The organism is Vibrio sp. 1978 (assembly GCF_033344345.1).
On sequence record NZ_JAWPOP010000012.1, the window covers coordinates 91367 to 104449 of the forward strand.

Genomic DNA, 13083 nt, shown 5'->3' on the forward strand with positions numbered 1-13083 from the left:
CTTAGTCTAAATTGTCGACAATTTACTTGATTGTCGACACTTTGATCGACTACTTTATATTCAGGTTAAGAAATTGTAGACATTTCGATGTCGGTAACAAGAGTATCTGAATATGAACTCTGAGTTGAAAGCTCGTTATAAAGTGCTGGGTTCTGAGAAAGAACACACCAAATCCGAAACGCTGACCGAAACACTGATTGAAGTCATTGTTAATGGCGATGTGAAGCCTGGCCATAAGATATCAGAGCCTGAGCTAGCAAAGAAATATCAAGTCAGTCGTGGGCCTTTGCGTGAAGCATTGATGCGCTTAGAGGGGCTAGGGCTCATCGAGCGAATTCCTCATGTTGGGGCTAGAGTGACCACTTTTTCTCCGGAAAAGCTGATAGAACTTTATGCCGTTCGAGAAGCATTGGAAGGCATGGCGGCAAGGTTAGCTGCGCGACACATTACGCAAGAAGAGCTCTTAAGCTTGGAAATGCTATTGTCGACACATTCCAAGCATATAGACCAAATGGAAGGCGCATCTTACTTCCATCAACATGGTGACTTTGATTTTCACTATCGCATCATCCAAGCGAGCAGAAACAGTAAGTTAATATCTCTGCTGTGTGATGAACTCTATCACTTATTACGGATGTATCGTTACCAGTCGCCACGTGCGCAATCTCGCCCGAATGAGGCGCTCACCGAACACAAATTCATTTTGGAAGCCATTCGCAATCGCGATGAAGAGCTTGCAGAAATGTTGATGAGAAGACACATATCAGGAAGTCGAAAGCTCATCCAATCTCAAATTATACATACAGAAAGTTTAGACAAAGACTAGAAGGAATTCGTCATGAGCTTAACACCGGGAGCGAAATTCAGACTCGCCATTGAACAAAATAATCCACTACAAATTGTCGGCACTATAAACCCGTATTGCGCCATGATGGCAAAAAACTTGGGTCACCAAGCGATTTACTTGTCTGGTGGCGGTATCGCAAATGCTTCATACGGATTGCCGGATCTCGGTATCACAACATTAAACGACGTTTTGGTTGACGTTGACCGCATCACTAACGCATGTGATTTGCCTCTTTTGGTTGATATCGACACGGGTTTTGGCGGTGCATTTAACATTGCTCGCACGATCAAAGCGATGGAAAAAGCAGGCGCGGCAGCGGTGCACATGGAAGACCAAGTCGCACAGAAACGTTGTGGTCATCGTCCGAACAAAGCAATAGTCAGCCAGCAAGAGATGGTTGATCGTGTAAAAGCCGCGGTTGATGCACGCAATGATGAAAGTTTCGTGATTATGGCTCGTACTGACGCGTTAGCTGTTGAAGGCATGGACAGCGCAGTCGAGCGCGCGATTGCGTGTGTGGAAGCTGGCGCAGACATGATCTTCCCCGAAGCGATGAACAAGCTGGGCCAGTACCTTCAGTTCTCAAATGCGCTTGAGCAAGCGACCGGAAAGCACGTTCCTATTCTGGCGAATATTACAGAATTTGGCGCGACACCGCTGTATGGCTGTGATGAGCTAGCGAAAGCAAAAGTGGACATGGTGCTTTATCCATTAAGTGCGTTCCGTGCCATGAACAAAGCTGCTGAAACGGTCTACAAACATTTGCTAGAAGTGGGTAATCAGGAAGCACTGGTTGATTCGATGCAAACACGTAAAGAGTTGTATCAGCACCTAAATTACCACGACTATGAAGACAAACTTGACCAGTTATTCTCTGAAGGGAAATAGCGGGGAAAAGCAAAAATAAACGGAAGCCCAAGAAAAAGATAATCGGAATTTATCTCATCTAATAACGTGAAATTCGTTTGGCTAAAAACACCCCAGAGAGGGAAAAGTCAGACAGAAAAGGAGTTCAAACAATGTCTCAAACTGCAGAAAAGAAAGCAGAATTAGGTGGCGCAGGCCTTCGTGGTCAAAGCGCAGGAAGCACAGCTTTATGTACTGTCGGAAAAACGGGAACTGGTTTAACTTATCGTGGATACGATATTACTGATCTTGCGAACAACGCACAGTTTGAAGAAGTGGCTCACCTTCTGTTACGCGGTCACTTGCCGAATCAACAAGAACTTGATGCGTACAAGACACATCTACTCAGCCTTAGAGGTTTGCCAGCCGAGCTAAAACAAGCTTTAGAGTTAATTCCTGCAAGCGCACACCCAATGGACGTAATGCGCACGGGTTGTTCTGTATTGGGTAACCTAGAGCAGGAAATGAGCTTTGAGGAGCAACTGAAAGCAACCGAACGTATGCTAGCCTTGTTCCCTGCCATCATCTGTTACTGGTACCGCTTTAGTCATGATGGAGTGCGTATTAACACCGAGGATCAGACTGAAGATTGCATCGGTGGTTACTTCTTGCGATTACTTACAGACAAAGCGCCATCTGCGCTGCACAAACAAGTGATGCATTGCTCGCTCATTCTTTATGCTGAACATGAGTTTAATGCTTCTACATTCGCGGCACGCGTTTGTGCATCAACGTTGTCAGACATCCATTCTTGTATCACGGCTGCAATCGGTACGCTTCGTGGACCACTTCACGGCGGTGCGAACGAAGCGGCGATGGAAATGATTGAAGATTGGCAAACGCCCGACGAGGCGGAAGCGAACATCATGAAAATGCTAGCCAATAAAGACAAGATCATGGGATTTGGTCATGCGATTTATCGTGAAAGTGACCCTCGCAACGCCTTAATAAAACGCTGGTCCAAAGAGCTATCGAAACAAGTTGGTGATACTCATCTATATGCGGTTTCTGAGCGTGTTGAATCAGTGATGAAGCGAGAGAAAGGTCTGTTCTGTAATGCGGACTTCTTCCATGCATCGGCTTACCACTTCATGGACATTCCAACCAAACTATTTACCCCAATCTTTGTGATGAGTCGTTTAACGGGCTGGGCTGCACACGTTTATGAACAGCGTGCCAATAACCGTATTATTCGCCCAAGTGCCGATTATACGGGCCCAGATCATCAAGAATGGGTGCCTATCGAGAATCGCTAGCGCGAAGGTCAACGAGGGCATTATATGCTTTGGTTGACCACCTCCTTCCTTTGTCATTCTCTCTAACAGAGGAAGGAGAACCTCTCATCACTGTGTTTCTGGAGCAATAGAAAACCTTGATGAAGGCAAGATGTAAAGACTGAATGGAAGCAAACCATGAACACAAATATTAATACCCAATATCGTAAGCCGCTTCCGGGAACTCAACTGGATTATTTTGATGCACGCGAAGCCGTCAATGCCATTTCTCCTGGAGCCTATGAAACACTCCCTTATACCTCTCGCGTGCTAGCTGAGCAACTGGTCCGTCGCTGTGACCCGAACACATTGAAAGATAGCCTGAAACAGTTAATAGAACGCAAACGCGATCTTGATTTTCCTTGGTATCCAGCACGCGTTGTTTGTCATGACATTCTTGGTCAGACCGCTCTAGTCGATTTAGCGGGTCTGCGCGATGCCATTTCAGATCAGGGCGGCGATCCTGCAAAAGTGAACCCAGTGGTTGAGACACAATTGATCGTTGACCACTCTTTAGCGGTTGAACATGCGGGCTTTGACCCTGATGCCTTCGACAAAAACCGCGCGATTGAAGAGCGCCGTAATGAAGACCGATTCCACTTTATCGAGTGGTGTAAAACAGCGTTTGAAAACGTCAGCGTGATTCCAGCTGGGAATGGCATCATGCACCAAATCAACTTGGAAAAAATGTCTCCTGTGGTACAAGCAAAGCAGGGCATTGCCTACCCAGACACCTGTGTGGGTACGGACAGTCATACGCCTCACGTAGACGCTCTTGGTGTTATTGCGATAGGTGTCGGTGGTCTGGAAGCAGAAACCGTCATGCTTGGCCGACCATCAATGATGCGTCTACCAGATATTGTCGGTGTCAAACTGACGGGTAAACGTCAACCGGGCATTACCGCAACGGATATTGTCCTCGCGATTACTGAGTTTCTGCGTAATGAGCGTGTGGTATCTTCATATCTTGAATTCTTCGGAGAAGGCGCACGTGATCTAACGATCGGAGACCGCGCAACGATTTCAAACATGACACCAGAATACGGCGCAACAGCTGGCATGTTTTATATTGATGAGCAGACCATCAATTACTTGAAACTAACTGGTCGAGATGAAGAACAAGTTGCTCTAGTAGAAAATTACGCAAAACAAACCGGTCTTTGGGCAGACGATCTTGATAGCGCCGTTTACGAGCGCGTACTTGAGTTCGATTTATCATCAGTTAGCCGTAACTTGGCTGGTCCGTCAAACCCTCATCGTCGTTTACCAACTTCTGAGTTGGCACAGCGCGGCATTTCTGGAGCGTGGGAAGAGAAAGAAGGCGAGTTGCCAGATGGTGCAGTGATCATCGCTGCTATTACCTCATGTACGAATACCAGTAACCCAAGAAACGTGGTTGCTGCTGGCCTTGTGGCGAAGAAAGCCAACGAACTTGGTCTTGTACGTAAACCGTGGGTGAAATCGTCTTTTGCTCCGGGTTCTAAAGTTGCACGCTTGTATCTGGAAGAAGCGGGCTTATTACCAGAGCTAGAGAAGCTTGGCTTTGGCATTGTTGGTTACGCATGTACAACTTGTAACGGTATGAGTGGTGCGCTGGATCCAAAAATCCAACAAGAGATCATCGACCGTGATTTATATGCGACAGCGGTGCTTTCTGGTAACCGTAACTTTGATGGTCGAATCCATCCGTACGCCAAACAAGCTTTCTTGGCTTCACCACCATTGGTTGTCGCTTATGCACTAGCCGGTACAATTCGTTTTGATATCGAGCGCGATGCGCTTGGCACGGACCAAAACGGCAAACCAATTTATCTCAATGATTTGTGGCCAAGCGATGAAGAGATCGATGCAGTTGTCGGTACTCATGTTAAACCTGAGCAGTTTAAGCAAGTTTACATTCAGATGTTTAAGCTGAATGATCAAGAGCAAAATCCCAACCCGCTGTACGACTGGCGTCCGATGAGTACCTACATCCGCCGACCACCGTACTGGGAAGGTGCGCTAGCGGGAGAAAGAACATTGTCTGGTATGCGTCCATTGGCGATTCTGGGCGACAACATCACCACTGATCACTTATCACCATCCAACGCGATTCTCGCAAGCAGCGCAGCAGGTGAATACTTAGCGAAAATGGGTGTGCCAGAAGAAGATTTCAACTCTTACGCGACTCACCGTGGTGACCACTTAACGGCGCAACGCGCGACCTTTGCTAACCCGAAACTATTTAACGAAATGGTGAAAGAGAACGGTGAAGTGGTTCAGGGTTCTCTGGCGCGAATCGAGCCGGAAGGTCAGGTTGTACGCATGTGGGAAGCGATTGAGACCTACATGAACCGCAAGCAACCACTGATTGTTGTTGCAGGTGCTGACTATGGTCAGGGGTCATCCCGTGACTGGGCAGCAAAAGGCGTTCGACTGGCAGGCGTAGAAGCCATTGTTGCTGAAGGCTTTGAGCGTATTCACCGTACTAACTTGGTTGGCATGGGCGTACTACCACTGCAATTTAAGCCAGGCGTTAACCGCAATACGCTAGAGCTGGATGGTACGGAACTTTACGACGTGGTTGGAGAAATCAAGCCGGGCGCTGATTTAGCGCTGGTTATCACACGCAGCAACGGCGATAGAGTCGATGTTCCGGTTACTTGTCGCTTAGATACCGCTGACGAAGTTCACGTGTACAACGCGGGCGGTGTTCTGCAGCGTTTCGCGCAAGATTTCTTGGCACAATAAGGAGTGCGTATGTCAAATAATACTCCGAATCAAACAAGCCAAATAAAAGTGCCCGCGACGTACATGCGTGGCGGCACGAGTAAAGGTGTCTTTTTCAACCTAGAGGATTTACCTCAAGAAGCGCAAGTGGCTGGAGCCGCACGTGACAAACTGTTGCTACGCGTTATTGGCAGCCCTGATCCTTACGCGAAGCAAATTGATGGCATGGGGGGCGCGACGTCAAGCACCAGTAAAACAGTGATTGTTTCGCGCAGCAGCAGAGCCGATCACGATGTTGACTACTTATTTGGCCAAGTGTCGATCGACAAACCATTCGTCGATTGGAGTGGTAACTGCGGCAACTTGTCTGCCGCTGTCGGTCCTTTCGCCATTCATGCTGGTCTGATCCCACAAGACCGTATTCCAGACAATGGCATTGTGACGGTGCGTGTTTGGCAAGTGAACATAAGCAAAACGATTTTGATTCACGTGCCAATCGTCAATGGTTTCGTCCAAGAAACCGGAGAGTTTGAACTCGATGGTGTCACGTTTCCAGCGGCAGAGATTCAAGTGGATTTTGTTGATCCTTCCGATGGCGAAGGAAGTATGTTCCCAACGGGCAACTTAGTTGATGATTTGGTGGTGCCGGATGTGGGTACGTTCAACGCGACCTTTATTAACGCGGGCATACCAACCATTTTTATTGATGCTGAATCGATAGGATATCAGGGCACCGAGCTGCAAGACGATGTCAACAACGATGACACAGCATTAGCGATGTTCGAATCCATCCGCGCATATGGCGCGTTAAAAATGGGCCTGATTTCTGATTTAGAAGAAGCTCAAACACGCCAACATACGCCGAAAATAGCGTTTGTTTCTAAACCGAAAAGTTACCTGTCTTCAAGTGGTAAAGCCGTTAATGAGTCGGATATTGATGTGCTCGTTCGCGCGCTGTCGATGGGCAAGCTACATCATGCAATGATGGGAACAGCAGCCGTTGCTATTGCTTCTGCTGCGTGTGTGCCCGGAACGTTAGTGAATTTAGCCGCTGGTGGCGGTGAAAAAGAGTCCGTGACTTTTGGTCACCCGTCAGGAACGTTAAAAGTTGGGGCACAAGCGAAGCAAACTGAGCAGGGCTGGGTGGTGCAAAAAGCCATTATGAGCCGAAGTGCGAGAATACTGATGGAGGGATTTGTGCGTGTACCCTTCTATGTCTTCGATTAAAAGAGACGATCTTTGGATTAAAAGAGCGATCTTTGAGTAGAACGAGAGCAATGTCAGGACATACTGGAGGAAGCAATATGTCTTCATACGAAAAAGAATACTTATGGGCGAAGAATGAACCGGAGAGTTTTTGGCGCGCTCAAGCGGAGAATCTCGATTGGTTTGAATCTCCTAAAACTATCTTGAAATCTGATGAAAACGGCATAGAACGTTGGTTTCCAGATGGTGTAATGAATACGTGCTGGTTAGCATTAGATTACCATTGCGAGCAAGGACGCGGTGATAATACTGCACTCATTTATGACTCGCCAGTGACAGGTCGTAAAGCCACGTACACCTATAGCGATCTACGTGACCAAGTAGCAAAAATTGCTGGCATGCTGTCTGCTCAAGGTGTTGAAAAAGGCGACCGAGTCGTTATTTATATGCCGATGATCCCAGAAGCCGCAATGGCGATGCTTGCCTGCGCGCGTTTGGGGGCGATTCATTCCGTAGTATTCGGTGGTTTTGCACCTAATGAGCTTGCTGTACGAATTGAAGATGCAGAGCCGAAAGTGATCATGACGGCGTCGTGCGGGATTGAGATCAACAAAGTCATTCCATACAAACCAATGGTAGACAAAGCCATTATGGACAGCCGTTGGAAGCCTGAGAAAGTGTTTGTTTTCCAACGTCCAGAGTGCGACGCTGAGCTAAACCAAGAAAGAGACTTAGATTGGCTGCGAGAGTACAAACAAGCGCTGCCACATGGTTGTGTTCCGGTGTTAGCAACCGATCCGCTCTACATACTTTATACATCGGGCACGACAGGTAAGCCGAAAGGCGTTGTGCGTGATAACGGTGGCCATGCTGTCGCGATGAAGTACTCCATGAGCGCAATCTATAACATTCCTCAAGATGGCGTCTTTTGGGCGGCATCTGATGTGGGCTGGGTAGTAGGGCACTCTTACATTGTTTACGCCCCACTGATTCACGGTTGCACTACTATCCTATTCGAAGGCAAGCCTGTTCGAACACCGGATCCTGGCGCATTTTGGCGAGTGTGTGATGAATATAAAGTAGATGCGTTGTTCTCTGCACCAACGGCGTTTCGTGCGATTAAGAAAGAGGACCCGGAAGGCGAGCACTTAAAACAGTACGACTTGTCGAATCTGAAAAACATCTTTATGGCGGGAGAACGCCTTGACCCTCCGACACTGGAGTGGGTTCAGAGCAAAGCGGACAAGCCCGTTATTGACCACTGGTGGCAAACCGAGACGGGCTGGGCCATCGCTGGCAACCCGACAGGTGTCGAAATGATGCCAGTTAAAGCTGGTTCTTCGACGAAGCCCATTCCGGGTTATCAGGTCGAAATTCTGAATGAACTTGGAGAGGCTGTCGGGCCTAACCAACAAGGCTTTGTCGCATTAAAACGTCCGCTACCACCAAGTTGTCTGCCAGCGGTTTGGCGTAATCATGACCGTTTTGAAACTGGTTATCTTAGCCAGTTCCCAGGCTACTACGTGTCTGGTGATGGTGGCTATCTGGATGAAGACGGTTACCTGTTTATTATGGGACGTATTGATGATGTGATTAATGTCGCGGGACACCGATTGTCGACAGGTGAAATGGAAGAAATAGTAGGAGGCCACCCAGCGATTGCAGAATGTGCGGTGGTCGGTATCCACGATGATCTAAAAGGTCAGCTTCCACTTGGTTTTGTTGTACTGAAAGACGGCGTCAAAGTGGATGAGCTAGACCTTGAAGGTGAGCTTGTTGGCAAAGTGCGTAGTGAGATAGGTGCAGTTGCTTGCTTCAAGCATGCGTTGGTTGTAGACCGTTTACCGAAAACACGTTCAGGTAAAATTTTGCGTCGAACTATACGTCAAATAGCTGATGGTGAAAAATACACCGTTCCGTCAACGATTGATGACCCAAGTAGCTTGAACGAAATTGAGCGAGTGCTACGACGCTGAGAAAAACTCAATTCTAACTAACCCCTGATCCTCGAACTCTGTAGGTTGGTTCTGCCTCTGTACGTTTATTAAGTACAGGGGCTTTTTTGTTGCTCAAACAGTACAAACGTATCGTGAAAGCATTTGTGACTTGCCAATACGACGTTTTCCTCACAAACTACAGCCATTCCATTTTTAGTGACCCTTTGTATGACCACGTTTGCGATTAAACCTGCGTGTTTTAGCGACCTAGAGTTGCTCAACGATCTTATGTTCGAGCTTCATGATGAGCATCATCTTCAATCTCCTGAGCTTTTCAAAACGGCAGAGGAGATAGAACAAGAAAAAAGCATTGCTCGATATATTGATGACCCTGAGTGCCTTGTTTACGTAGCAAAACAAGGAGATGAAATTATTGGCTTTATTTCTGGTCACTTCTGTGAACTTATTTCTACCGTCAGCCAGCCAGTTATGATGGGAAGCGTGGATGAGCTCTATGTGCTGCCTGAATATCGAAAACAAGGTACGGCGCAGGCTTTGATTAATAAAATTGAGTCAACGTTCTCTGATTACGGTGCAAAACAGATGTTTGTTGAAGTATGGCATTTTAACCAGGGCGCAATATCTTTGTATGAAAAACAAGGATTTGCACACCATATCCACTATTTAAGAAAACCGCTGAACGAATAATCGTATTTAACTTTAATATTGTGATTTAGGTTCGATCGAATTGAAATCATTCAGTTCGTCAATAGACTTTTCTCTATAAGCTACTCGCAATGTTAACAAATTGATATGCACCTACATTGGTATCGGCGTTTTTGTCTGCTTGTTTATTAGTAGCACGAGGATCGTGCTTACAAAAACAAGAGGACAATATTTTGAAACTAACAAAATCGTTACTTGCTTTAGCCGTTTTGCCAATGTTCGCAAGTGCTGATGATTTGTCACAGACGCAAAATCACACTATCCAACCCCAGATCGTAGGCGGAGTAACTGCCGACCCACGTGACTGGAAATTCTACACCCAAATTGTTAGTCGTTATGGTAACCGATCGTATTGTGGGGCCAGTTATATCGGGAATGGTTACGTCCTGACTGCTGCACATTGTGTTGAGGGTGATTCTCCGAGTCAGATTGCGGTTAAAATCGGTGGCGTTGTTTATAACGGTAGTGATGGTGTTCGTGCAAACGTCAGTGAGATCCATATGCACCCGGCATATCGCCGCGCGACGCTTTCTCATGACCTCGCGGTATTGAAGCTCGACTCTGTGCCTCAAGCTGTTTCTTCAGTTGAGATTGCGAATGGTAGTCTAACGCAATACGCGAGCATCGGAGATTGGCTTAGTGTTGCTGGCTTAGGGCGAACTTCTGAAGGAGGAAGCTCTCCGTCTCGATTGCAAGAGGTTGACGTCCCACTTGTGTCGGATATGACTTGCCGTCAAGCCGGTGGCAACTACACAACGGTTGGAGAAGTGTCATTCTGTGCTGGTATTCCTCAAGGTGGGATAGATTCTTGTCAGGGAGATAGTGGTGGTCCAATCGTCATTAATCGCAGTGGTGTAATTACTCAACTTGGTGTGGTCAGTTGGGGAATAGGTTGTGCTCGTCCTGGTATGTATGGGGTTTATAGCGATATCGCTGCTATGCGCAATTTTGTCGATGGTGTTATCGGAACAGTAACACCACCAAAAGAGAATGTTTCTGTTGGATACACCACCGAACAGACACTGGCATCATTTAATGTTGGGGAGTTACAGCAACATAGCTTTGTTATCCAGAATTCAGGGAACACCACCTTCACTGTGGAAAATGTTCGCGCGTTTGCTTCGGGTGTTACTGATGCAGCTGTTATTGCCAATGATCAGTGCTCTCAGGCGACGTTAGCAATGAATGCAAGTTGTCGTATTGATGTTGAATTTGGTGCTACTCAGAGCGGAGAAGCAAGAGTGGTTTTGAACTTCAACGTTGATAAGACCAGCACACAATACCAAGCGTTAGTATCCGCTCAAGCGAAAACGGTGACAACGCCTCCCACAGATAGCTGTAAAACTGTATGGCAAGCCAGCTTAGTGTATCTCAAAGGAGATACGGTTACTTGGAATGGTAAAGTTTGGCAAGCGCAGTGGTGGACTCAAGGTGATAATCCAGCAGACTCAGGGCCTTGGGGTGTTTGGCAAAAAGTCGGCGATGCGAATTGCAAGTCTAACTAACGATCGGGCCAGTGAATTTGATTCGTTGACCATGAGATAAGATTCATTCTTGGTTTCAACGATCAGTACATAGTTACCATAACTGGGGTTTATTGTTTGCGAATAATAAGCCCTTTTTTATTGTGTCAACTATGAGAACCCACAAAATGTGTATGACTTTTTCCTGACGTTATCTTTATATAACTGGCAGAATTGCGATCAACATTTTATGTTTTGTCTGATTTTTGTCAGGTTTGCATTAAATTATTCTCCAGTGAGCGTTGAGATCAGGTTTTACGCGATCAACTCAGTTTGGCATAACTCGTTACTTAATTTTTGTCGAAAAAGATAAGATTAACTGCCATGATTCATTGGTTATCATTATGTTTATTTAAGGTCATATTTTGTGTTGAGACAGCTGTTATTACTCATCCTTTGTTTTATTTTGTTACCTGTTTCACCGATCTCTACGGCTAAAGCCACTGCGAGCGAAGTTAAAGGAGCGCTCTGTATTGTTCGCGCTGATGACAAGTTAGTGCTAGTTCATGAAGTATTAACGGATAAGATTTCTCTACCTGGCGGAACCATTATTGATGGTGAGTCTCCACAAGTTGCTGCTCAACGAGAAACGTGGGAAGAAACCGGTATAGTGGTTACGGTTGGAGAGGAGCTTGGCAGAACGGACACTGCGGTTTTTTACGACTGTATATCAGACTCTGACATTATCGCTTTTTCTATGAATAATTCTTTAGGTGGAAATGAACTGCCTATTTGGTTTGCCCCTCATTATGGAGTAGAAGTTGCGTCAGCGATGTTGCTTAGCCCATCTGAATTACCATCATCTTTATATCGTTATCCTGAGCAATGGCCACAAGCCACTCAGTTTTTTGATCAAGCTACCAAGCAATCAGTATCTTATGTGACTCAGTTGATCGAATCCGCGCCTTCATTTCGTCAGGTTGAATTGGCGTGGCTGATAGATTTACAGAGTTGGGTAGGGGCGTTGTCAGAAACGAGTTACGAGGTAGCTAGTCAGATCTCGAAACTCGTTATAGATCTGACAGAACCGACGGTACTACTCTTTCTATTTCCTTTTGCCATGATGCGCTTTGGTAGCCGGTTTGTGTACCGACTCTTTTTCGCAATTAGTGCAACGTCGCTTATGGTGCTTGTCGCTCAACAAGGCTTTTCGCTACCGCGCCCACATGTCTATATACCAATGATGGAGTTAACGCACAGCTTTGGCTTTAGTTTTCCTAGCTTGCCTATCGCTGTGTGGTTTTGTGTGCTGACGTTCTTGTTTCATAGAACCCAGTATTTTGGTTTGAATGGAACAACGGCAGTCTTCGTGTTCATCACTCTTACTGTGGTGTTAGGTAAGTTTTTCCTCGGCAGTGCCTTTATTTTAGATATGTTATTTGGCGCGCTGTTAGGCAGCTTGGTGGCTTGGCATGTTCTTCGACTGGAGACAAATCAAGATGTGAACGTTGATCAAGTTCTAAGCTCAAAAGGCGTCTGGTTCATTATGACTGCGGCAACATCGGTCATCTCCGTCATCTGGCCATTACCTGTGTTTGGTCGCTGGTTAGCAATTTTAATCACTGCATCAGCGTTGGTCATGACATTTAAAGAGTCGAAAGCACATTTAGATACTCGGCAGATGATCTTTGTGACGCTGGCATTGTTGCTTGTTGATCAACTCTATTTGTACTCGGCTAATATCGTATCGTTTAGCGGTTTGTGGTCATTAGTCTTGTCGACGTTACATTATCCATTATTAATGTTGTTATTTATGCTGCTTGCAAGGAAGCTGACTTGTGAAAACCAACCGAGCAAAACGTTGCTAGATTGATGGCTGTATTTGTTATCTATTAGTATTTTAGTAAAAACAAAGCCTTGCATTACAGCAAGGCTTTTACACGTTTAGTCCACGAACAACGCCGCTTGCCTATCTTGGACGGCTAGGGGTGTTAAACGTAAGAAGCTTAACGCAA

9 protein-coding genes are annotated in these 13083 nt (G+C 46.2%); all 9 read left to right on the forward strand.

The window, feature by feature from the left end:
* Positions 1-112 precede the first annotated feature (112 nt).
* Positions 113-826: a GntR family transcriptional regulator gene (locus tag R8N49_RS13610; RefSeq protein WP_005377279.1), complete on the forward strand. Its 714-nt coding sequence runs from the start codon at positions 113-115 to the stop codon at positions 824-826.
* Between the two features lie 12 nt (positions 827-838).
* Positions 839-1735: a methylisocitrate lyase gene (prpB, locus tag R8N49_RS13615; protein ID WP_258489136.1), complete on the forward strand. Its 897-nt coding sequence runs from the start codon at positions 839-841 to the stop codon at positions 1733-1735.
* Between the two features lie 131 nt (positions 1736-1866).
* Positions 1867-3009 (forward strand): 2-methylcitrate synthase, encoded by a 1143-nt coding sequence (gene prpC / locus R8N49_RS13620; RefSeq protein WP_005377283.1) that lies wholly within the window; start codon positions 1867-1869, stop codon positions 3007-3009.
* A 156-nt stretch (positions 3010-3165) separates the two neighbouring features.
* Positions 3166-5757: a Fe/S-dependent 2-methylisocitrate dehydratase AcnD gene (gene acnD / locus R8N49_RS13625; RefSeq protein WP_186585008.1), complete on the forward strand. Its 2592-nt coding sequence runs from the start codon at positions 3166-3168 to the stop codon at positions 5755-5757.
* A 9-nt stretch (positions 5758-5766) separates the two neighbouring features.
* Positions 5767-6963, forward strand: a complete 1197-nt coding sequence (gene prpF / locus R8N49_RS13630) for a 2-methylaconitate cis-trans isomerase PrpF (RefSeq protein WP_186585009.1) — start codon at positions 5767-5769, stop codon at positions 6961-6963.
* A gap of 77 nt (positions 6964-7040) precedes the next feature.
* Positions 7041-8918, forward strand: coding sequence for a propionyl-CoA synthetase (locus R8N49_RS13635; protein ID WP_186585010.1), 1878 nt, complete (start codon positions 7041-7043; stop codon positions 8916-8918).
* A 189-nt stretch (positions 8919-9107) separates the two neighbouring features.
* Complete coding sequence (locus R8N49_RS13640) at positions 9108-9587, forward strand: GNAT family N-acetyltransferase (RefSeq protein ID WP_005377290.1); 480 nt, start codon at positions 9108-9110, stop codon at positions 9585-9587.
* 191 nt (positions 9588-9778) lie between these two features.
* Positions 9779-11110 (forward strand): trypsin-like serine protease, encoded by a 1332-nt coding sequence (locus R8N49_RS13645; RefSeq protein WP_186585011.1) that lies wholly within the window; start codon positions 9779-9781, stop codon positions 11108-11110.
* 385 nt (positions 11111-11495) lie between these two features.
* Positions 11496-12941 carry a bifunctional NUDIX hydrolase/phosphatase PAP2 family protein gene (locus tag R8N49_RS13650; protein WP_017633779.1) on the forward strand — a complete coding sequence of 482 codons (1446 nt, stop codon included), beginning with the start codon at positions 11496-11498 and terminating at the stop codon, positions 12939-12941.
* Positions 12942-13083: the final 142 nt, after the last annotated feature.